The sequence below is a fragment of the Acinetobacter sp. IK40 genome (assembly GCF_035615075.1).
Classification (GTDB): Bacteria; Pseudomonadota; Gammaproteobacteria; order Pseudomonadales; family Moraxellaceae; genus Acinetobacter; species Acinetobacter courvalinii.
In genome coordinates this window covers 1-20885 of record NZ_JANBOE010000014.1, presented here as the reverse complement: position 1 = coordinate 20885, position 20885 = coordinate 1, and the positions used below count along the sequence as shown (strand labels likewise).

Below are 20885 nucleotides of genomic sequence, written 5' to 3'. Positions count from 1 at the left end.
AAAAGCAAATGACAGTAATTGATATGGGCGGTCAGGTTCGTCATGGTGAGGAACTGGATATTGCAGCAGTTGAAACATGGTTAAAAAATCAGGGTGTGAATGTGCAAGGACAGGCAAAAGTCACCCAATATTCAGGTGGCGCATCTAACTGGACTTACCGTTTAGAGTATGACAATGCTGATCTGATCCTACGCCGTCCACCGAAAGGCACCAAGGCCAAATCAGCGCATGATATGGCACGTGAATACAATGTGCAGAAGTATCTGGCACCCTTCTATCCTGTGCTGCCTGAAATGATCGCGCTGTGTCAGGATGAGAGCGTGATCGGTTGTGATTTCTATGTGATGAAGCGGATTGGAGGCATTATTCCACGTGCCAATTTACCCAAAGAATTACAGCTGGATGAACCGCAAGTCCAGCAACTGTGCCTGAATGTGCTGGATAAGTTGATTGAACTGCATCAAGTGCCTTATCAAGGTACAACGCTGGAAAAATTGGGTAAAGGCGAAGGCTATTGCCGCCGTCAGGTCGAAGGTTGGGATGCACGTTATAGCAAGGCTTTGACACCGAATGTACCTGATTTCGCGTTTGTGCGGGAATGGTTGCAACAACATATTCCGGCCGATTCTAAAACCTGTGTAATTCATAATGACTGGCGTTTTGATAATGTCATTTTAGATCCACAGCAACCGACTCAGGTGATTGGGGTACTGGACTGGGAAATGGCGACCTTGGGTGATCCGTTAATGGATTTGGGCAGTGCCCTCGCTTACTGGATTCAGGACGATGACGATGCCTTGATGAAATCCAGTCGCCGTCAGCCGACCAATCTGAAAGGCATGCTGACGCGTCAGCAAGTGGTGGATTACTATCTGGAAAAAACAGGGTTGAAGCCTGATAACTGGGCATTTTATGAAGTGTTTGGTCTGTTCCGCCTAGCCGTGATCGCGCAGCAGATCTATTACCGTTATTACCATCAGCAAACCGATAATCCAGCCTTTAAAGACTTCTGGATTCTGATTCATGCCCTGCATATTCGTGCCCTAAAATTGATTGCACAGGACAATACACAAGCCCAGCAATTAATTCCTGAATATGGCGCAAAACTGAAGGAAATTTTAACAGCATGAGCACCATATATCTGGTACGACATGGGCAGGCCTCCTTTGGGGCGGCCAGTTATGACCTGCTCTCTGCCAAAGGTGAACAACAGGCACAGGCAGCGGGTGATTTTCTCAGCAAGACTTTAAAATCCTCTCCTTTGGTGGTGGCCGGTTCAATGCAGCGCCATCAACAAACCGCGCAACTCGCTTTAGCGCAAGGTTTTGCAGAGGTACCGATTCACACTGAATCCTGCTGGAATGAGTTTGATCATCAGCATGTATTTGCTCAATACGAACCCCGCTTTAATCAGCCTGAATTACTCAAACAGGATGTCGCACAGGTTGCGAACCCACGTGCCTATCTGGCGAAAATCTTTGATGGGGCGATTGAACGCTGGATTGGAGAGCAATATGACCATGAATATCATGAGACCTGGTTAGGTTTCCAAAGCCGTGTAGAAAGTGCATTGCATGGCCTGTGTCAGCAGCTTGATGCCACACAGCAGCGTCAGGCGGTGGTATTCAGCTCAGGTGGTGTCATTTCAGTGGCGGTCGGCAAGGTGTTGGACTTGGATGCGAAACAGATCTTTGCGCTGAACTGGTCAATTGCCAATGCTAGTATTACGACGCTGCGCTGGGTGGATGGTCGCTTGCAATTACTGAGTTTTAATGAACATCATTATTTAAAAACACATGATGCAGAACTTCTTACATGGATTTAAACAAGAATAGGTGACGGAAATGGCAAAGACAATTTTAATTACAGGTGCAAGTTCGGGTTTAGGCGCAGGTATGGCGCGTGAATTTGCTGCCAAAGGCTACAATCTGGCGCTTTGCGCACGACGTTTAGAGCGTCTGGAAGCCCTACAACAGGAGTTGCAAAGCCAGTTTTCCGTTCAGGTCAAGATCAAGACCCTGGATGTGACCCATTACGATAATGTGTTTACCGTATTTAAAGCCTTTCAGCAAGAATTCGGCAGTATTGACCGCATTATTGTCAATGCAGGTGTCGGTGATGGTCGCCGTATTGGGAAAGGACATTTTGAAGTGAATCGTGCTACGGCGGAGACCAATTTTATTTCTGCCTTAGCACAATGCGAAGCGGCAGTTGAGATTTTTCGAGCACAAAACCAAGGTCATTTGGTAGTGATTTCCTCGATGAGTGCCATGCGTGGTTTACCGAAGCATTTATCGACCTATGCGGCCAGTAAAGCAGCGGTGGCGCATTTGGCTGAGGGTATCCGTGCGGAATTGCTGGGTACACCTATTAAAGTGTCGACGATTTTCCCGGGTTATATTCGTACTGAATTGAATGAAGGCGCCAAGAAACTGCCGTTTGAAGTGGATGAGAAGACAGGAAGCAAGGCTTTGGTGAAAGCCATTGAAAAAGAGCCTGTAAAGGCGTATGTGCCACAATGGCCATGGTTGCCAATGGGCATAGCAATGAAGATTTTGCCATTAAAACTGGTGAATAAACTGAGTTGATGGCAATTTAAAATGCATGGACACAGATGTTTATTCAGCAATATTTTCACAGCCTCATATAGGCTGAATAGTCGAGTTGTTTGGGGATAGGCGTTTCCTTACTTTTCAGGGATGAAAAGTAACAAAAATCCTTTGTTGAGCAGAGGGTACATCCATGTTACCCCTGCTCAACTAGCGGCATCCATGCCGCCTGTCACGATAGTGAATACTGTGACAAGATTAGATGATGAAGTAGGCTATGAGCTAGATTAAGACAAAGCCGTAATTAACTTTTGGTGTAAACCACCAAAACCGCCATTGGACATGATCACCACAGCATCCCCCTCACCTGCTTCATTCACCACACGGGCAATGATCTCATCCAATGAACGGCTGACTTCTGCTTTGTTTGCTGATGCTGCAATCACCGGTTGCAAATCCCAATCCAGACCTTCAGGTTGATACCAGATCACTTCATCCGCTAAACGCGCTGAATGTGCCAGACCATCTTTATGGCTGCCCATACGCATGGTATTTGAACGTGGTTCAATGATCGCCCAAAGTTTACGTTCACCTAAGCGTTTACGTGCGCCGTCCAGTGTGGTTTCAATGGCAGTTGGGTGATGGGCAAAGTCATCATAGACTTCGATGCCACGCACTGTCCCTAACAGCTCCATACGGCGTTTTACCCCACCGAAGTTGGATAAGGCTTCACAGGCCTGTTCAAGGCGAACACCTACGTGTTGTGCAGCAGCAATGGTCGCTAAGGCATTGGCAACGCTATGTTGTCCGGTCATGTTCCATTTCACCTCACCCACGACCTTGCCCTGTTCAAGCACTTTAAAGTGGCTACCATCCGCACTGATCAACTCAGCAGATAACGCGGCTTGTGCATTTGGCTCTAGACTGGTACGAATCACTGGTGTCCAGCAGCCCTGCTCTAAGACTTCATCAATATTGGTTTCAGTAATGGGCGCAATAATACGACCTTCACTTGGAATGGTACGGACTAAATGATGGAACTGTTTTTGAATCGCAGCAAGATCATCGAAAATGTCGGCGTGATCAAATTCAAGGTTGTTTAAAATCGCGGTTTTAGGATGATAGTGAACGAACTTAGAACGCTTGTCGAAGAATGCAGAATCATATTCATCCGCTTCAACACAGAAATATTGACCACCACCTAAACGTGCACTTTCACTAAAACCAAGCGGTACGCCGCCGATCAAGAAACCTGGATTTAAACCCGCCTGATCCAGTACCCAGGCCAGCATAGTCGTGGTAGTGGTTTTACCATGTGTACCTGCGACACCGAGTACATGTTTGCCTTGTAGCACATGATCTGCCAGAAATTGTGGGCCAGAAATATAAGGCAGACCTTCATTCAGCATATATTCAATCGCATCAATGCCGCGTTTCATGGCATTACCGACAATCACCAGATCAGGATGCGGCTGTAAATGGCTACGGTCATAGCCCTGCATCAGTTCAATACCCGCATTTTCGAGTTGAGTTGACATAGGTGGATAAACATTGGCATCTGAACCTGTGACTTTATGTCCTAAATCTCGTGCGAGTAGAGCCAAAGACCCCATAAATGTGCCACAAATACCCAAAATATGCAGATGCATAACGCGCCTTCTCCACTGCTCTTCATACAGCACTGATATCGTATGTATGATTGTCGTTATCAATAAAAATCAAACGCAACGATAGCAAGGCTTGCATGGAAAAGATAGTCAAAATTCGTTGTTGTTGTTTAGTTCTAATTCTGCAGATGAATGCTAAAATTTCAGGGTTTTTACAAGCATATCTTTTCTGCGATTCACCCTTGATCTGGATACCAGCACATTATGTTGAGCCCTACTCTTTTAGCGTTATGTTTGTTGATTATTTCCAACTGTTTTATGACCTTGGCATGGTATGGACATCTGAAAATCCTGCATGATGCGCCGCTCTGGCAAGCGATCCTGTTTAGCTGGTGTATTGCCCTGCTGGAATACAGTTTTATGATTCCTGCCACCAAGTTGCTCAACCAGCATGGCTGGAGTCTGGGGGAAATGAAGATTACCCAGGAAGTGGTGACATTAATGGTGTTTGTGCCCTTTATGATTTTTGTCTTTAAACAGCCGTTTAAGCTGGACTATATCTGGGCAATGCTGTGTTTAATGGGTTGTGTCTATTTTGTATTTCGTAACCAGAGCTAATTTTCGTGAAGCAGTTCACGCGTTCTTTTGTTGGGGATGCTTGAAAAAACCGCTATAATATTTGCCAATTTATTCCTTCGTGCTTGGCGTAAGTCGAGATACTTCTCTATTTTTATCATGTTTTGGAAAAGCCAATGAATGCGGTCGCAACAGATAGCCAACCTTTAGTCGGAATTATCATGGGTTCTCAATCAGATTGGGCAACCCTTGAACATACCGCTAACATGCTCAAACAGTTGGGTGTTCCTTTTGAAGCTGAAGTGGTTTCTGCGCACCGTACCCCGGATCGTTTGTTTGAATATGCTGAAACAGCTCGTGATCGTGGTATTCAGGTGATTATTGCAGGCGCTGGTGGTGCGGCACACTTACCGGGGATGTGTGCGGCTAAAACTGATTTACCTGTACTGGGCGTACCGGTTAAATCATCGATTTTAAATGGTGTCGATTCATTGCTTTCAATCGTGCAAATGCCAGCAGGTATTGCGGTAGGTACTTTGGCGATTGGTCAGGCTGGTGCGACTAATGCAGCGATTATGGCAGCGCAGATTTTAGGCTTAACTCGTCCAGACATCGCTCAAAATGTAGCGGATTTCCGTACTGCACAAACAGAAAAAGTATCGAGCAATAACATTCCTGGTCAAGTATAACGGAGCTGGTCATGCATAAAACCATCGGTATTTTTGGTGGCGGACAGCTTGGACGTATGATGGCGCAAGCGGCATTGCCACTGAATATTCAATGCACCTTCTTTGAGGCAGAAATGGATTGCCCTGCTGCAATTTTAGGTCCGGTATTTTCTAGCCAAAATCCGCAAGGCTTGCAAGATTTCATTGCCAGTGCGGATGTATTTAGTCTTGAATTTGAAAATACGCCTGTTGCTGATGTAGATGTTTTAACTCAAAGCAAAACCCTACACCCACCTCGCCTTGCGTTAGCGACTGCACAAAATCGTTTGGCTGAGAAAAGTTTATTTGATGAGTTAAACATTCCTGTTGCGCCGTATCGTGCTGTGGATAGCTTAGAGAGCTTAAAACAGGCGGTTGCTGATCTTGGCTTACCGATAGTCTTAAAAACCGTAACAGGTGGCTATGATGGTAAAGGTCAGTTCGTATTACGTACTGAAGATCAGATCGACACGGCTTGGGCTGAACTTGGTCCTGCAAAAAGCCTGATCGCTGAAAGCTTTGTTAAATTCAGTCGTGAAGTCTCAATTATTGCGGTGCGTGGACAAAACGGCGATGTGAAAACCTGGGCGCTGGCAGAAAACCATCATCATAATGGCATCTTGTCCCATTCGATTGTACCAGCGCCAAATAGCGTCGATTTACAGCCCGTGGCACAAGATTATATTACCCGTTTGTTAAAGCACTTGAATTATGTCGGCGTGCTTACACTTGAATTGTTTGTAACCGAGCAAGGTCTTTATGCCAATGAAATGGCATGTCGTGTACATAATTCAGGTCACTGGTCGATTGAAGGTGCGATTTGCTCGCAATTTGAGAACCATATTCGTGCGGTTGCCGGTTTACCTTTAGGTTCAACGGAAGTGATTCGTCCAACGGTGATGATCAATATTATTGGCCAGCATCCAAAATCTGAAGATGTTTTGGCCCTGAACGGTGCACATTTACATCTCTATAATAAGTCTGAGCGTACAGGTCGTAAGCTGGGACATATTACCTTGATGCCGAATCATTCAGATGATTTAACCGCTTTATGCCGTCAATTGGCGCAAATTTTACCTGTACCATTGGCATTAACCGCAGATATGACCCTCTAAACTTATCCACAATAGCTCAAAAAAAGCGATCTTCGGATCGCTTTTTTCATTCTGCGCTGTTTTTAAATTTAAAATAATAAAGTTGAGCTGTTGTGGATAACTTGTTTTCGGTATTTTGAATTTAAAATTATGGGGGTAATTTGAATTTAAATATGCGGTGGATAAGTTGTTCTGTATTTTAAATTCAAAAAAGAGCGCCTGTTTTAAATTTAAAAGTTAAGGTCAGAGTGGGTTTTTAAATTTAAATCAAGGGCTGTGGATATCTATTTTACCTGGAATAACAAGCTGAAAAATATAAGCTTAGCGTCTTCTGGGTGTTTTGTTCGCATCATGTACTGTTTAAATCGAAGAAATGAATTTAAAAGTGGATAAGTTTTTTAAATTTAAATGCTCAAGTTATCCATTATGGTATTTTTGAATTTAAATTAGACTTGTTGATAACTTTTAAATTTAAAATAAAGCCTGAATTATGAATTTAAAAGCAGGGTTTTAAATTTAAAAACCGAGAAATGAATTCAAAGTTACGTTTCCAAACTATACATCTTCATAGAGCGTGTTAAGGTGGAGAGGAAATTTAAATTCAAAAGTTTTGGTTCAGTCATGAAACGTCATTTTTCTTTTTTTCTAGGCACTGCCTTATTTACTTTTTTCAATCAGGCGCATGCCGAGCTGGTGATTAATGGTGCAGCCGTTTCTACACCAGCTACGACCGCAGCTGTCACCAGCAATTATACGCCCAATTCTAATTTTCAGGGCTGTATTGCCAATTTGCGTTCGCAGGCCATCGCATCCGGTGTTTCTGGCGCGACTTATGATCGCTATACCCAAAATTTAACCCCGGATTATTCCGTGATTGATAAATTAAATTATCAGCCTGAATTTTCGACACCGATCTGGGATTATTTGTCTGGCCTTGTGGATAACGAGCGCGTTCAGGCAGGGCAGCAAAAATTAAATCAGCACCGTGCAGTATTGAACCGTGTCGAACAGGCCTATGGTGTTCCTGCGGAAACGGTTGTGGCCGTGTGGGGAGTGGAAAGTAATTATGGTGATATTTCCGGTAAATATCCTTTATTACAGGCTTTAGGAACATTAAGTTGTGAAGGTCGCCGTCAAAGTTATTTCCGTGGCGAGTTTTTTGCCACCATGCGTATTTTACAGCGCGGTGATTTAACTCAGGATCAGCTGTACGGTTCATGGGCTGGGGCTTTTGGTCATACCCAGTTTATGCCATCGACTTATGAACGTTTAGCGGTTGATTTTGATGGTGATGGCCGTCGTGATCTGGTTTCTAGTACCACGGATGCTCTGGCTTCAACAGCAAACTTCTTAAAACGGGCAGGGTGGCAAACCGGTATGCCATGGGGCTTTGAAGTCAAAATCCCGCAAGGCATGTCGATTTCAGGTGAAAGTCGCCGTAATAAAAAGCCATTAAATAGCTGGATTGCCCAAGGTGTGACCCGGGCCGACGGTACCGCATTGATTCAAGGTAATTTATCCGGCAGTACCCCGGCAGGACTGATTTCTCCAGCGGGTGCCAATGGTCCCGTGTTCCTGGTATTTAAGAACTTTGACGCGATTTACAGCTATAACGCGGCTGAAAGCTATGGTTTAGCCATTGCCCATTTATCGGATCGTTTACGTGGTGGTACACCATTCTTAACTTCATGGCCAACCGATGATCCAGGTACTTCACGTGCGGAACGTCGTGAAATTCAACAGTTTTTAGTACAACGCGGTTATGATATTGGGACTGTGGATGGATTGATTGGTGATAAAAGCCGTCAGGCTATTCGCCAGGAGCAAACCCGTTTAGGCTTAAATCCAACCGGACGTGCAGGGCAGCAGATTTTACGCGCTTTCCGTCAGGAACAAGCCAAACAAATGATGCAATAATTGATGCATTAAAAAAAGGTCTGCTATATGCAGACCTTTTTTATATTAAGGGGCAGGATCGAGTTTAACGGCTTCTAAAATATCAAAAATCACTGCAGTTACATCCTGACTTAAATCACGGTCATTAAAAATTTCATAAGCAGTAATGGTCACATCTGTATCGCTCGGGAGTTGCTTTTGTTCTTCTTCAACCAGATGTTCGATGGGTAATAAGGTCTGTTTGACTTCCAGATGTAAAATCTCGTCATAGGCGACATTTTCATCTTCCAGCTCAACTTCTTGCTCGTTAAAATAGGGAATCAAAATGGAATGGAGAAAGGGGCTAATATCTTCAATATTTAAGAATTCGATATCACGAGTCTGCTCAATCGTACTGATGTGGTCGTTCACTTCAATTAAGATATGATAATAACTCATGCCGATCTCCATTAAGATAAATATGATGTTTTCATCCACAATAACATGAATAAATCCAAAGAATCGACCCATTCTTGTTATTAAGCAAGCGATAATGGATAAAACACCTATATTTTATAGGGATTAAGGTGCTCGAGAAAAACCCAATAATTCCAGATCGGTATCCGTCAGCTGAAAATCTTTTGCATTCTGCTCTTTGATGCGTGGATACATTAAGGATTTCGGATCTTGAGTATGTTTTAGGCCTAAAGCATGCCCAAATTCATGCGCGAGTGTTAGGCGTAAGTCGTCCATGGATGAAAATTCATAAATAAAAATCTGTTGACCATGAAACTGACCTTTATGCAGGAGCTGAGGTTTAAAGGTCTGGTTAAATGCTGCTACGGATTCAGTCAATTGTTGGTAGAGCTGTTTCGATTGCTCTGTTTGCGCATTGAATTGTTGGACCAGCTGATTATGCTCAGCAATTTTGGTCTGTAAATCACTCGCTTGCTGTTGCAGGGTGTGTTGTTGTTGCTGCAGTCGCGCAACTTGCTTTGGGTTTTGAGCAGAGGCTTTCAGATTTTGCAGGGCCTGCTGATACTTTTGCTGATTATTTTGATATTCAATCTTTTGTAATTCGAGTCGAGTCCTGGAGTCAGCGACGCTTTGTTTTAGACGCTGTAATTGCTGATTTTGCGCTAACCAATGCTGTTGTTCCTGCTCAAGCTGGTTCAGATTTTCCGAGCGTTTCATGCTGCGTACTTGACGCTGATCAAATACCAAATGAATGACAAACTCGGCTTCTGGATCATAGACAAAATACTGTTGTCCGGTATCTTTTGCCCAGATGGCAGCCGCCTGTTGGCTTAACTCAATCATTTGTGGTTGCGTGATATTGAGACGTGGATCCAGATCGGCAATCCGGTAGTGTAGAGGATGCTCGCTGCTATAACGGACTTGTGTTTGAGGGGCATTTGACGAAATTTGGGCAAAAGCTGGCGCTGAGACCAGCATGAACACACATGTAGCCAATAAATGAGAAAAACAACGCATAAAGGGAGATAAAGCTTGAAAAAGGTCGCATTTTAATCAGTTTAAACAGGGAGTCAAATGGATCAATTGAGTGAAGGGTGAGAATTTGGGAAGATATTTCTAGAAAATGAATAAAAATACAGATGTAGAAAAAAGTAAGTAAAATATAGCGGAATAGAGCAAGTTTGCAGCTAAAGTGAATAAAAAATAAAATCAGAACAGGTGTTTAATTTTTATCCTTTTCTCATGTGTACTCATCTAAAGAGCGTTTCTAAACTAGGCAAAGCATAAAATAAAGGATATAAAATTATTTTATTTTTCACATAAAAGCCAAAATTTAACTGATTGAAAAATAGACAATGAGTCTAGTGGTGCCTCAATCGTTACCAAATTGGGGGAATAATTAATACATGGCTTTCACCAGGTCTTTATCAGAATCGGTTAATGCGAACTTTTGCAGGTTCTGTTGTTGAATAATCGGGTACATCAAAGAGCTTGGATCATCGGTATGCGCAAAACCTAAGGTATGCCCAAACTCATGCGCCAGCGTTAAGCGTAGGTCATGTGTGGATGAAAATTCATAAATCATGATGTGTTTGCCATCAAAATGGCCTTTGTGGAACAGACGGGGTTGAAAGATCTGATTAAACTGATTGGCAGAAGCCACCAGTTGCTGATTACCTTGATTTAAAGCCTGAATGTCCTGATTAAGTTCTCGGCTACGTTGATTATGTCGCTGAATATCCTGTTGCAAAGCTAAAGCTTGCTGCTGTAAGGCAGTTTGTCGTTGTGCCAGTTGATCCGCCAGAACTTTTGAAGAAGAGCGCTGCTGGTTAAAGCGCTGCACATCCTGATTATATTGCTGAAATTGTGCGTTAAGTTGTGCCTGTTTATCGGCAATCAAGGCCGAATTTTGCTGAATATCCGCCTTGACCTGCTGTAATTGTTGATTCTGTTTATGCCATTGTTGCTGGTCTTGCTGCAGTTGTTGCAGGCTCTGCACGCGATCTGTACTGCGTTGTTGACGTTCATCAAAAACCAGATTGATACTAAATTCCGCCTCTGGATCATAGATAAAATTTTGCTGGCCTGTTTCATGTTCCCAGATTTTGGCTGCTTGCTGCGTCAGTTCAAGCACCTGTTGCTGACTTAAATGAAAGCGTGGATCAATATCCGCAATACGATAATGCAGTGTTTTTTTGATGGTTTGATGCTGATGCGGATTAACCGGATTGATATTGGTCTGGGCATAGCTAAGGTGAGGGGAGAGCGTACAGAAATATACTGCAAGCATCACCATATTCATAATACGCATAAGCCAAACTCCCCTAAATAAGGCTTATTTTTGAGCAGTATTTGATTCAGGTCAAAACGCTATCTATTTAATAAATAAAACTAAAAAGTGTGATTTTTTTCTAATAAATAAAAAAATAAATCGAATAATTTACACAATCGTAAAATCAGCAGCTTGTCTGTTTTTTGTTCATAATACCAAGAGAATCAAAAGATTAAATTTATTAAGCACGGAACAGCTGTATAAATAGCGATAAAAGCCTTGATTGTTAACTTTTGTAAAATATTGATAAATTGGCAATTTTTTCTAATTTTTGATAAAAAATTGCTGCTTTGTGACATTTAATGTCGAGGCGTATTTTGAGCAAAATGTGAATGATTGCTCATTCTGGAAGGGTTTTATTTTCTCTACTTATCTGGCCTTTAACAGACTTAAATCTGCTTCAGTAAGGCGAAAATGCGCCCTATCCTGATCTTTCATAATCGGATGCATCAATGCATGTGGATCATCAGTATGTTGTAGGCCTAAGGCATGCCCGAATTCATGCGCTAGCGTTAAACGTAGATCATCCTCAGATTCAAATTCATAAATCAGAATCTGTTTGCCATTAAATAAGCCTTTATGGAATAAATGTGGCTTAAAACGTTGTTTATATTGGTCAACGGATGCATTCAATTGCTGGTCCAGTGAATTAAGCTCATCTATTTGCTGATTGAGCTGCTGAATCTTCTGATTGTACTGGTCTATTTCCTGTTTAAGCGACTGTACATTTTGCTGCAACGCCTGTTGTCGCTGTTGAAGATCAGCTGGATTGGCGAATACCGCCGGATTCTGCCGAGCCTGTTGCTGTGCTTGCTGATAGGCCTGAATTTGCTGATTTAATTGTTGCTGTTTTAAGCCTAAAAATTGCCGGCTTTGAAGAATTTCCTGTTCAACCTGATCTAAGGATTTCTTTTTCTCTCGCCAGCGTTGCTGATTGGATTCAAGCTGACTTAAATGTTCCCGACGTTGTTCACTCTCGATTTGACGTTCATCATAAATGAGATGTATTGCCAGCTGGGCCTTTGGATCATAAACCAGATAATCCTGTCCTGTACCGTCTTTCCAGATCTGTGCGGCTTGCTCACTGATCGCCTGCACTTGCTCAAGGCTAAGCTTAAAACGTGGATCCACCTCAGCAATACGATAGCGGAGCCGTGTATCAAAGGGTTTGCTGATACGATCGGTCAGTGAATTAAATTTAAGCTGCGGGTGTTGGTAGGTTTGATAACCCGACCAGAACAGAAACATTGCCATTGTAACAACGAGGAGATACTTCATTGTTCAGGTGTGCAGAATAAAGACTGATACAGGCTCGGGAGCAGGAGAATTCCCCAGATCAGTGTCGCAAAAATATTGCCCATTTCATAAAAAATAGCACCCAGACCAGATATGAATGTCCAGGAAAAACCGGGCAATAGATAAAGCAGTAAAAAGGGGAAATAGCTATACAGATATAAGGTTCTTGCCCATGCCTTAAAGAAAAATAAACCCGCTAACATGATCAAGGCAATAATAGCGGCTAGGCCTGAAAGCAGAATTTCCCAGTTTTGGGGTTCGGTTGCCAGCAATTCCGCTACGGCAATAGAGCGTTGATCATAGGCATCCAGGATTGTGCTTAAACCAATACAAAGCAGTGAAGCACTTAATAACAGTCTAAATTTGGATTTGCTAAGGATAGGATCATTTTTCATTTTTAGCGCTGAAGGATTTTTTAATTGCCTGAATTATACATAAAAAGAATTCAGTTCCTTCAATTGTTGCAAGCGTTTGCGGAAGGGGGGAAATAAGCGGTTGATAGCACGTGCATGCCTATGATTTGGCTCAATCAGCAAATATTTAAAATAAAAAAACCGCGCTTACGCGCGGTTTTTTTAAAGAGACAAATTATTTTTTGTCATCTTTTACTTCTGTGAACTCAGCATCTACAACGCCATCGTCCGCTTTTTGTTGTTGACCCGCATCGCCACCTTGGAATGCATTTGGATCAAAACCTTCTGCGCCGCCAGCTGCACCTTGTGCTTGTTCATAAGCACGTTGTGTAATTGGCATCAAGATGTTTTGTAAAGCTTCAGTTTTCGCTTTGATGTCTTCAACATCATTTTCTTTAGTTGCTGCTTCAAGTTCAGAAACGGCAGTGCTTACAGCTGTTTTTTCATCTTCAGTGACTTTATCACCAAGATCTTTCACAGCTTTGGTCGAGCTTGAAATTAATGCATCAGCTTCGTTACGTGCTTTTGCAAGTTCTTCAAACTTACGGTCTTCTTCTGCATTCGCTTCAGCATCTTTGATCATTGCTTCGATTTCAGCATCAGACAAACCTGAGTTTGCTTTAATCTGGATCGATTGCTCTTTACCTGTGCTCTTATCTTTCGCTGATACTTTCAAGATACCGTCAGCGTTGATGTCGAACGATACTTCAATTTGCGGTACGCCACGTGGAGCAGGTGGGATATCGCCTAACTGGAAGTTACCCAACAATTTGTTTTGTTGAGCCATTTTACGTTCACCCTGGTAAACCGAAATGTCTACTGCAGGCTGGTTATCAGCAGCGGTAGAGAACACTTGTGATTTCTTCGCAGGAATCGTGGTGTTTTTCTCAATGATCGGAGTCAATACGCCGCCCATTGTTTCGATACCTAAAGTTAACGGTGTTACGTCTAATAAAAGCACGTCAGTTTTGTCACCAGACAATACTGCACCTTGAATCGCTGCACCAATCGCAACTGCTTCGTCAGGGTTCACGTCTTTACGTGGCTCTTTACCGAAGAATTCTTGTACTTTTTGTTGTACAAGTGGCATACGAGACTGACCACCAACCAAGATTACGTCAGAGATGTCAGAAGTCGAAAGACCTGCATCTTTAAGTGCAATACGGCAAGGCTCAATTGTACGAGCAACTAAGTCAGCAACCAAACCTTCAAGTTTCGCACGTGTTACGTTGATCACTAAGTGTTTAGGACCAGTCGCATCAGCGGTGATGTATGGAAGGTTAATTTCAGTTGCATTTGATGAAGAAAGCTCGATTTTTGCTTTTTCAGCAGCTTCTTTCAAACGTTGTAACGCAAGTGGATCATTTTTCAAGTTCACACTTTGTTCTTTTTTGAATTCTTCAACTAGGAATTCAATTAATGCGTTATCAAAGTCTTCACCACCAAGGAAAGTATCACCGTTTGTTGATAACACTTCGATTTGTTGGTCGCCATCAAGGTCTGCGATTTCAATGATTGATACGTCAAAAGTACCACCACCTAAGTCGTAAACTGCAACTTTACGGTCGCCTTCTTTTTTGTCCATACCGAACGCAAGTGCAGCAGCAGTTGGTTCGTTAATGATACGTTTAACGTCTAAGCCAGCGATTTTACCCGCATCTTTAGTTGCTTGACGTTGCGCATCGTTAAAGTAAGCAGGAACAGTAATCACTGCTTCTGTAACTGTTTCACCTAAATAGTCTTCTGCAGTTTTTTTCATCTTTTTCAAGATTTCAGCAGAGATCTGTTGAGGTGCTAATTTTTTGTCATTTACTTCAACCCAAGCATCACCATTGTCAGCTTTGATGATTTTGTAAGGTACAAGACCGATATCTTTTTGTACCGCTTGGTCTTCATAACGACGACCAATTAAACGCTTGATCGCGAATAATGTATTTTTCGGGTTGGTTACCGCTTGGCGTTTAGCACTTTGACCTACTAAGATCTCGCCATCTTTATAAGCGATGATCGATGGAGTTGTACGTGCGCCTTCAGCGTTTTCGATTACTTTTACTTTATCGCCTTCAAGTACAGCAACACATGAGTTGGTAGTACCTAAGTCAATACCAATAATTTTTGCCATTGATTGTGTTCCTCTAAAATTTTGTTGCAATGTTTTTGCTTGTTATTCGATATGAGAGTCAATCGGTTTTTTTCAAGCATTTTTATGAAAAAAAATCAAAAAACTCTCAAATTTCTGCATTTTTGAGCAAATAAATGCTCTGCCCATGGGGATTATTGGCCCACCATCACCATGGCTGGGCGGAGTAGGCGACCATTTAAGGTATAACCTTTCTGTAAAACAGTGCCGATTTGGTTGGCTTGGGCATTTGGATCAATCCCTACCGCCTGGTGTAAATCTGCATTGAAACCATTTTGGGTATCTGCTTCGACTACGCCAAACTTCTCAAGCGTGGTCAATAATGATTTCAAAGTCAGCTTAACGCCTTCAAGTACCGGTGTTTCTTCTTCGCCAGCTGCCTGAATTGCACGCTCGAGGTTATCGACAGAATCGAGCAATTCTTTTGCGAACTTCTCAAGCACGGTATCTTTATGCTTTTCAGATTCACGTTGAATACGCTCTACACTTTTCTGCGCTTCATAAACCGCATTGGCAGTACGTGCTTTTTCTAATTTCAGGCTTTCTTCAAGTTTGGTGATTTGCGCTTGTAAATCTTCAACGCTAAGCTCGTTTGCCTGCTCTACACCTTCAGCTTGAGTTTGTTCAGTCTGTTGCTCATTTTGAATGTCTTGAGCTTGCTCATTGTGCTCATTAGCCATTGATGATCTCCGTTGAAAAAAGTTCTTAAACATGTACAGTCCTTTTGGCGTGAATGCTCTTAGGGTTAAACCCGAACTGCCACATCTTGGTCATTCATTGATAGGGATGAAGTATGGGCAAGCCGACAAAATTCAAGCGTTCAGGTCAATTTAAATCTTTTAATTTTGCTGATTTAAGTAAAAATTCAGGTTTTCAATCACAAAAGCAATAAATTCTTGGGTGATTTTGGGTAAATGTTGCCTTGACGCATAGACCAGCGACAAGGTCAGGTCAGGTGCAGAAAAATCGGTAAAGACCTGTTGCAAACGCTGCTGCGCAATGTCCTTACGTACCAGTAAGCTCGGTAGCATGGCAATACCTTCAGCTTTAAGACACATCTGATAAAGCGCAATCACATCATTGCTTTTAAACGTAACATTTAATGGATAGTTCTGGGGTTGCTGATCTGTATCAAACAAGGTCCAGTACTGGTTATGGGTATGATGCGCAATACAATCATGCTGAATCAGCTGACTGGGATGCGACAGGGGCGTGTGGTCTTGTAAATAATGAGGATGTGCGCAAAAGGTCGATTCAATCTGGCAGACAGGCCGTGCAATCAATCCATCCGCAACTTTCTGGGTAATGCGTAATGCAAGATCAACCTGAGCATCGATCAGATCTACGGTATTTTCAGTTAAATACACATCAAAATGAATCTGTGGGTAGCGTTTTTTAAATTGCTTAATACATTCATTCACGCCTAGCTGAAATAAAAACAGACCACAGGTAAAACGAATGGTTCCGTTATGTTGTTCGGGCGCAGCCAAACCTTCCAGTAACTGTTGCTGCTGTAAAATATTCTCACAATACACCAACGCTTTTTCACCAGCGGGGGTAAGCGACACCTTACGGGTATTACGTTGAAATAACCGGGTTGAAAACGTCTGCTCAAGATGTTCCAGATAACGGGACACCATGGCTTTGGAATAATCCAGATGTTCTGCGGCTTTGCTCAGATTGCCTTGATGGGCAATACAGACAAAGACTTGAATGGCTTTTAAGGTATCCATGTTTATTATCATTGTTGCAAGATATGCAACATTTTATCTTAGTTTAGTGTGTTTCTTCAGCAATAATTGCAATTTAAAGTGTTCCTTATCAGATTGGAGACGATAAGATGAATACCAAACCTTACATCCTTGCTTTATCTGCCTTCGCAGCAACATCTGCTACATTTGCACAAGATTTAAAAATCCAGAATTTTCTGGCTCAACCTGAGCATTTTGGCGTAACTTCAACCCTAATTGAAGGGGATAAAGAAGTTTTACTGGTCAATGCGCAATTTTCTAAATCAGAGGCGTTGCGCATCGCTGCCGACATCTTGGATAGCGGTAAGACCCTAAAAACTATTTTTGTCAGTTATGGTGATCCAGATTTCTATTTTGGCTTAGACGTATTTAAACAATACTTTCCGAATGTACAAATCATTGCGACTCCTGAAACAGTGAAACATATTCAGGATACACAAGCGTTGAAAGTTGCCTATTGGGGTCCAAAAATGGGTGCGAATGCACCAAGTAAAATTTTTGTGCCACAAGCGTATAGCGCGAAGACTTTAAAACTCGAAAATCAGGATATCGAGATTAAAGGCAAAAAAGAACTGACTTATTTATGGATTCCGAGTGCAAAAGCTGTCGTTGGTGGTATTCCGGTATCTTCGGGTATTCATTTATGGACAGCCGATACCCCGACACTCAAAGATCGTGCTGAAGTGGTTCAGGCTTTAGAAAGTATTAAGGCCCTTAACCCGAAAGTAGTGGTACCTGCGCATATGAAAGCAGGAGCGGCAGAAGGTCTAGAGGCGGTGAATTTCTCGATTGATTATTTGAAGCAATATGAGAAAGCTGTGAAAAGCACAAAGAACTCGGCTGAGCTGGTGAAAAAGATGCAAACGCAGTATCCAGCGTTGGGTGAGTCGAGTAGTCTGGAACTTGGCGCCAAAGTCGTGAAAGGCGAGATGAAATGGCCTTAATTATGGGCTAATCAATGAAAACCGTGATGAAAATGCACGGTTTTTTTATATCTGCTACATTTATTTTTAATCATAATTACTTAATTGTAATCTTTTAGGACGGTTGTGCTGTGTTTCTATGAATTATAAAAAAATAAGATAATGGCTTTTTTCATTTTCTATGACAGTAAAAATCCCTGAAAGTGCTGTATTGATAAATGCTTAGCGTTTGCCGAAGGTTGAGAGAATACGTGAATTAAGCAATGAGTTGCTTTAAGAAAAATTGCAAAACAATGCGGCTTACATAACAAACTGCAACTAATCCTCATCACGTCCGTGAAAAAAATTGTGAATGATAGGCATCGCAAAGACAACTTTGCTTTTTGTCATAATGAAAGGAAATACGAAATGAAAAAGTTAGCATTGATTTCTGCAGTTGTAGCTGGTGTTGCATTAACAGCTGTAGGTTGCTCGTCTCAAGCTGGTTTGGATGCTTCTGGTTCAGCTCAAACAAGTGCAAGCCCAGCAGGCGTTCAAGGTGGCGTTGGTGTAGAAGCGGGTTCATCAGTCGATGTTCAACCAGGTGGTGCTTCTGCTGACGTTTCAGGCTCTGTATCAGGTTCAGCAGGTGCTGGCGCGCAATAATTTTTTATTGTTAAGTTCGCTTCGCATAAGATTGAACAACAGATGCCGCATTTAATCTTATTCATGTACTGCTATACATAACGCGAAGCTAACTTACTCATAAAAATGACACTTTTAAAGTGATATAAAACTAGAGCTAACCGGTTAGCTCTAGTTTTATAGTTTGACAATAAAAGCTTAAAACAGCATTGAATTGACATAAAAAGTAGCTGTGAATAAGCACTCTGGTTAATGACTTTTTAGCAATAGCCCTTTAGCGTACGACTTATTTCAAATCTTGAACTTGATCTAAGACTTTATAAAAGCATATAGTCGAAGACAACAACAATGATGGACAGAGCGAGAAAAGGGGACAGAAGTGACAGCATTACCTCCAAAAATACAAACACTGTTAGATAAAGGACAAGGCCCTGCTGCACGAGCGCTCGATAAGCTGCCCAAAATTGTACAAGAATCTCTGGCCAAGCTTTTAGGCTATCCTCATCAATATCCAGATTTAGATGCATTTACCAAGTGTCTGATGGCTGTTCAGATCAAGCAAGGCCGTATCGGTTTTATCGGTGACGATCCGATTGACTCCCGTCGTCAGTTTGATGCGCAAATGTTGGCGATTTTGAATAAACCTACTTCGATTGAATCGGTTGAAGATATTCGTTTACCGCTCCAAAGCGGCACGGTCTTCGCCCGCCATTATCATCCGGCACCCAATAAAAAATTGCCTATGCTGGTGTTTTACCACGGTGGTGGCTTTGTGGTGGGTGGTTTAGATACGCATGATGAAGCATGTCGACTAATTGCCAAGCATGCCAAAGTACAGGTTTTAAGTATTGACTATCCACTGGCACCGGAAGCTTCACCTCAGTTACTGATTAAGTCGTGTGAAGATGCATTGGCATGGGTTTATCAAAACCGCCGTCAATTGAAAATCTATAAAAACCGTATTGCGGTTGGTGGAGACAGTGCGGGTGGAAATATCAGTACGGTAGTCGCGCAACATGCTGTTGGGAAATCTTATGCACCACAAGCACAGTTACTGATATATCCTGTGGTCGACTTTAAAAGCAGACATCCATCATTCTATGCCTATGGCGAGGGGCTGGTGTTAACCAGTAAAGATGTGGACTATGTGACAGATTATTATGCGACCCAGCAAAATGTGGCTTTAGACGACCCATTAATTTCGCCGACCTATGGCAGCCTTAAAAAGTTAGCCCCTGCATATGTGATTACGGCTGGTCATGATCTACTTCATGATGAAGGTGCGATCTATAGTCATAAACTCAGACAAAATGGCGTCAAAGTGCAATACGTCGATTATCCAGACCAAACGCATGGTTTTATCAATATAACGCCCGTCTCAAGCAAAGCAAAACGCAATACCATTGAAGTAGCGAAGAACTTCAGAAAGTTCTGGGATAAACATAGTTAATGATAAAGAACCGATGTTTCACGTGAAACATCGGTTCTTTGTTTCAGGTAACAAATAGAAATAGCAAAAACAGATTTGCAAAAATAAGATGAAGATCCACAACACGTCTATTTCCAAGCTGAGAAAAGCAATGATGAAAAAGTTGTTCATTACAACAAGTTTAATTTTGGCAAGCGGTCATTTATTTGCAAATACGATGGTTGATATGAAAACCAGTATGGGGAATATTGAAATTGAGCTGTTTGATGATAAAGCACCAGTTTCAGCAAAGAACTTTGAAAGCTACGTAAAAAGTAACTTCTATACAGGTACGATCTTTCATCGCGTGATCCCTGGTTTCATGGTGCAAGGTGGCGGCCTAGAAGCAAACATGATTGAGAAAAGCACGAAAGCGCCGATTGTGAATGAAGCAAGTAATGGTTTAAAGAATACCCGTGGTACTTTGGCAATGGCACGTACCAGTGATCCAAACTCTGCAAGCAGTCAATTCTTTATTAATGTGGCGGATAATAACTTTTTAAACAAATCACCGATGGATGCGGGCTACGCCGTCTTTGGTAAGGTCACAAAGGGCATGGATATCGTTGACAAGATTGTGAGTGTTCCTACAGGGAACTATGGAATGCATCAAAATGTCCCTAAACAGCCAGTTAAAATTCTTAGTGTTCAGATAAAGAACAAGAAGTAAAAAGCAAAGCAGAAATATGAATAAAATATTTCTGCTTTAAATTTATATGGTTACAGCGAATTTGTTTGAATAGTACACATATTTATGTGTAAAAAAAGAACACTCAATAAAACAAGGGCTTAAAAAAGCTTGCACACTAAAAAAAATCTCCTATAATGCACACATCCCGACGCAATGAAGCAAAAATAACTTAGCTTTAACGGTTAAGTTGTTAAATATTTGTTGCGTTTTATTTATCGCTGACGAGGCGATAAAGAGATCATTAAGAGAATAGAAGAACAACTTGTGTGGATTTTTACTGGTTGATCGATCGAAAATATTTCATTGATTAATTGGTTTAAATTTCTCGAAGTTTATTTGAGCAAATATTAAGTCAGTAATTG

20 protein-coding genes are annotated in these 20885 nt (G+C 42.0%); 11 read left to right on the top strand and 9 right to left on the bottom strand.

Going from position 1 to position 20885, the window contains the following annotated elements; all coding sequences use genetic code 11:
• Positions 1–8: 8 nt before the first annotated feature.
• The 3 genes from MSG93_RS18450 to MSG93_RS18440 are packed head-to-tail and all read left to right on the top strand — an operon-like array spanning position 9 to position 2588.
• Positions 9–1130, top strand: a complete 1122-nt coding sequence (locus MSG93_RS18450) for a phosphotransferase family protein (protein WP_324622872.1) — start codon at positions 9–11, stop codon at positions 1128–1130.
• Positions 1127–1825 (top strand): histidine phosphatase family protein, encoded by a 699-nt coding sequence (locus MSG93_RS18445; RefSeq protein WP_324622871.1) that lies wholly within the window; start codon positions 1127–1129, stop codon positions 1823–1825. Before MSG93_RS18450 ends, MSG93_RS18445 begins: the two co-directional genes overlap by 4 nt.
• 19 nt (positions 1826–1844) lie before the next feature.
• Positions 1845–2588, top strand: coding sequence for an SDR family oxidoreductase (locus tag MSG93_RS18440; protein ID WP_324622870.1), 744 nt, complete (start codon positions 1845–1847; stop codon positions 2586–2588).
• Positions 2589–2836: 248 nt separating this feature from the next.
• Here MSG93_RS18440 and mpl read toward each other — a convergent pair whose 3' ends face one another.
• Positions 2837–4198 (bottom strand): UDP-N-acetylmuramate:L-alanyl-gamma-D-glutamyl-meso-diaminopimelate ligase, encoded by a 1362-nt coding sequence (mpl, locus tag MSG93_RS18435; protein WP_324622869.1) that lies wholly within the window; start codon positions 4196–4198, stop codon positions 2837–2839.
• A gap of 222 nt (positions 4199–4420) precedes the next feature.
• Between mpl and MSG93_RS18430 the strand changes: the two genes are divergently transcribed.
• From MSG93_RS18430 to MSG93_RS18415, 4 genes are all read left to right on the top strand, one after another.
• Entirely contained in the window at positions 4421–4774 is a 354-nt protein-coding gene (locus tag MSG93_RS18430; protein WP_009506249.1) for a DMT family protein, read from the top strand.
• A 134-nt stretch (positions 4775–4908) separates the two neighbouring features.
• A complete protein-coding gene (gene purE, locus MSG93_RS18425; RefSeq protein ID WP_262755819.1) occupies positions 4909–5421 on the top strand; it encodes a 5-(carboxyamino)imidazole ribonucleotide mutase in 513 nt (170 codons plus the stop codon).
• 11 nt (positions 5422–5432) lie between these two features.
• The gene (locus MSG93_RS18420; RefSeq protein WP_324622868.1) at positions 5433–6554 is read left to right on the top strand and encodes a 5-(carboxyamino)imidazole ribonucleotide synthase; all 1122 of its coding nucleotides are present in this window, start codon (positions 5433–5435) and stop codon (positions 6552–6554) included.
• Positions 6555–7154: 600 nt separating this feature from the next.
• Positions 7155–8450 (top strand): lytic murein transglycosylase, encoded by a 1296-nt coding sequence (locus MSG93_RS18415; protein WP_324622867.1) that lies wholly within the window; start codon positions 7155–7157, stop codon positions 8448–8450.
• A 45-nt stretch (positions 8451–8495) separates the two neighbouring features.
• Here the strand turns inward: MSG93_RS18415 and MSG93_RS18410 are convergent, their stop codons facing one another.
• The 8 genes from MSG93_RS18410 to MSG93_RS18375 form a co-directional block, all read right to left on the bottom strand.
• Positions 8496–8879 (bottom strand): hypothetical protein, encoded by a 384-nt coding sequence (locus tag MSG93_RS18410; RefSeq protein ID WP_165569325.1) that lies wholly within the window; start codon positions 8877–8879, stop codon positions 8496–8498.
• Positions 8880–8990: 111 nt separating this feature from the next.
• Positions 8991–9902 carry a matrixin family metalloprotease gene (locus tag MSG93_RS18405; protein ID WP_324622866.1) on the bottom strand — a complete coding sequence of 304 codons (912 nt, stop codon included), beginning with the start codon at positions 9900–9902 and terminating at the stop codon, positions 8991–8993.
• A gap of 382 nt (positions 9903–10284) precedes the next feature.
• Positions 10285–11196, bottom strand: coding sequence for a matrixin family metalloprotease (locus tag MSG93_RS18400; protein ID WP_324622865.1), 912 nt, complete (start codon positions 11194–11196; stop codon positions 10285–10287).
• 390 nt (positions 11197–11586) lie between these two features.
• Positions 11587–12495 carry a matrixin family metalloprotease gene (locus tag MSG93_RS18395; protein ID WP_324622864.1) on the bottom strand — a complete coding sequence of 303 codons (909 nt, stop codon included), beginning with the start codon at positions 12493–12495 and terminating at the stop codon, positions 11587–11589.
• A complete protein-coding gene (locus MSG93_RS18390) occupies positions 12492–12908 on the bottom strand; it encodes a hypothetical protein (protein WP_324622863.1) in 417 nt (138 codons plus the stop codon). The genes MSG93_RS18395 and MSG93_RS18390 overlap by 4 nt, the downstream gene beginning before the upstream one ends.
• 193 nt (positions 12909–13101) lie before the next feature.
• A complete protein-coding gene (dnaK, locus tag MSG93_RS18385) occupies positions 13102–15048 on the bottom strand; it encodes a molecular chaperone DnaK (protein WP_005281520.1) in 1947 nt (648 codons plus the stop codon).
• 152 nt (positions 15049–15200) lie between these two features.
• Positions 15201–15746: a nucleotide exchange factor GrpE gene (gene grpE / locus MSG93_RS18380; protein WP_005228204.1), complete on the bottom strand. Its 546-nt coding sequence runs from the start codon at positions 15744–15746 to the stop codon at positions 15201–15203.
• Positions 15747–15905: 159 nt separating this feature from the next.
• A complete protein-coding gene (locus MSG93_RS18375) occupies positions 15906–16799 on the bottom strand; it encodes a LysR family transcriptional regulator (RefSeq protein ID WP_005281517.1) in 894 nt (297 codons plus the stop codon).
• A gap of 107 nt (positions 16800–16906) precedes the next feature.
• Here MSG93_RS18375 and MSG93_RS18370 point away from each other — a divergent pair, with 107 nt between their 5' ends.
• From MSG93_RS18370 to MSG93_RS18355, 4 genes are all read left to right on the top strand, one after another.
• Positions 16907–17761: an MBL fold metallo-hydrolase gene (locus tag MSG93_RS18370; protein WP_324622862.1), complete on the top strand. Its 855-nt coding sequence runs from the start codon at positions 16907–16909 to the stop codon at positions 17759–17761.
• 387 nt (positions 17762–18148) lie between these two features.
• Positions 18149–18385, top strand: coding sequence for a hypothetical protein (locus MSG93_RS18365; protein WP_005281513.1), 237 nt, complete (start codon positions 18149–18151; stop codon positions 18383–18385).
• 358 nt (positions 18386–18743) lie between these two features.
• Complete coding sequence (locus tag MSG93_RS18360; RefSeq protein ID WP_005281510.1) at positions 18744–19814, top strand: alpha/beta hydrolase; 1071 nt, start codon at positions 18744–18746, stop codon at positions 19812–19814.
• A 130-nt stretch (positions 19815–19944) separates the two neighbouring features.
• Entirely contained in the window at positions 19945–20502 is a 558-nt protein-coding gene (locus MSG93_RS18355; protein WP_004776438.1) for a peptidylprolyl isomerase, read from the top strand.
• Positions 20503–20885: the final 383 nt, after the last annotated feature.

Excerpts from the sequence above, each read along its gene's own strand:
- MSG93_RS18395 (WP_324622864.1), bottom strand. The coding sequence starts at position 12,495 with ATGAAGTATCTCCTCGTTGTTACAATGGCAATGTTTCTGTTCTGGTCG.
- MSG93_RS18440 (WP_324622870.1), top strand. The coding sequence starts at position 1,845 with ATGGCAAAGACAATTTTAATTACAGGTGCAAGTTCGGGTTTAGGCGCA.
- MSG93_RS18375 (WP_005281517.1), bottom strand. The coding sequence starts at position 16,799 with ATGGATACCTTAAAAGCCATTCAAGTCTTTGTCTGTATTGCCCATCAA.
- MSG93_RS18355 (WP_004776438.1), top strand. The coding sequence starts at position 19,945 with ATGATGAAAAAGTTGTTCATTACAACAAGTTTAATTTTGGCAAGCGGT.
- MSG93_RS18390 (WP_324622863.1), bottom strand. The coding sequence starts at position 12,908 with ATGAAAAATGATCCTATCCTTAGCAAATCCAAATTTAGACTGTTATTA.
- dnaK (WP_005281520.1), bottom strand. The coding sequence starts at position 15,048 with ATGGCAAAAATTATTGGTATTGACTTAGGTACTACCAACTCATGTGTT.
- MSG93_RS18445 (WP_324622871.1), top strand. The coding sequence starts at position 1,127 with ATGAGCACCATATATCTGGTACGACATGGGCAGGCCTCCTTTGGGGCG.
- MSG93_RS18415 (WP_324622867.1), top strand. The coding sequence starts at position 7,155 with ATGAAACGTCATTTTTCTTTTTTTCTAGGCACTGCCTTATTTACTTTT.
- grpE (WP_005228204.1), bottom strand. The coding sequence starts at position 15,746 with ATGGCTAATGAGCACAATGAGCAAGCTCAAGACATTCAAAATGAGCAA.
- MSG93_RS18430 (WP_009506249.1), top strand. The coding sequence starts at position 4,421 with ATGTTGAGCCCTACTCTTTTAGCGTTATGTTTGTTGATTATTTCCAAC.
- purE (WP_262755819.1), top strand. The coding sequence starts at position 4,909 with ATGAATGCGGTCGCAACAGATAGCCAACCTTTAGTCGGAATTATCATG.
- mpl (WP_324622869.1), bottom strand. The coding sequence starts at position 4,198 with ATGCATCTGCATATTTTGGGTATTTGTGGCACATTTATGGGGTCTTTG.
- MSG93_RS18370 (WP_324622862.1), top strand. The coding sequence starts at position 16,907 with ATGAATACCAAACCTTACATCCTTGCTTTATCTGCCTTCGCAGCAACA.
- MSG93_RS18405 (WP_324622866.1), bottom strand. The coding sequence starts at position 9,902 with ATGCGTTGTTTTTCTCATTTATTGGCTACATGTGTGTTCATGCTGGTC.
- MSG93_RS18410 (WP_165569325.1), bottom strand. The coding sequence starts at position 8,879 with ATGGAGATCGGCATGAGTTATTATCATATCTTAATTGAAGTGAACGAC.
- MSG93_RS18400 (WP_324622865.1), bottom strand. The coding sequence starts at position 11,196 with ATGCGTATTATGAATATGGTGATGCTTGCAGTATATTTCTGTACGCTC.
- MSG93_RS18420 (WP_324622868.1), top strand. The coding sequence starts at position 5,433 with ATGCATAAAACCATCGGTATTTTTGGTGGCGGACAGCTTGGACGTATG.
- MSG93_RS18450 (WP_324622872.1), top strand. The coding sequence starts at position 9 with ATGACAGTAATTGATATGGGCGGTCAGGTTCGTCATGGTGAGGAACTG.
- MSG93_RS18365 (WP_005281513.1), top strand. The coding sequence starts at position 18,149 with ATGAAAAAGTTAGCATTGATTTCTGCAGTTGTAGCTGGTGTTGCATTA.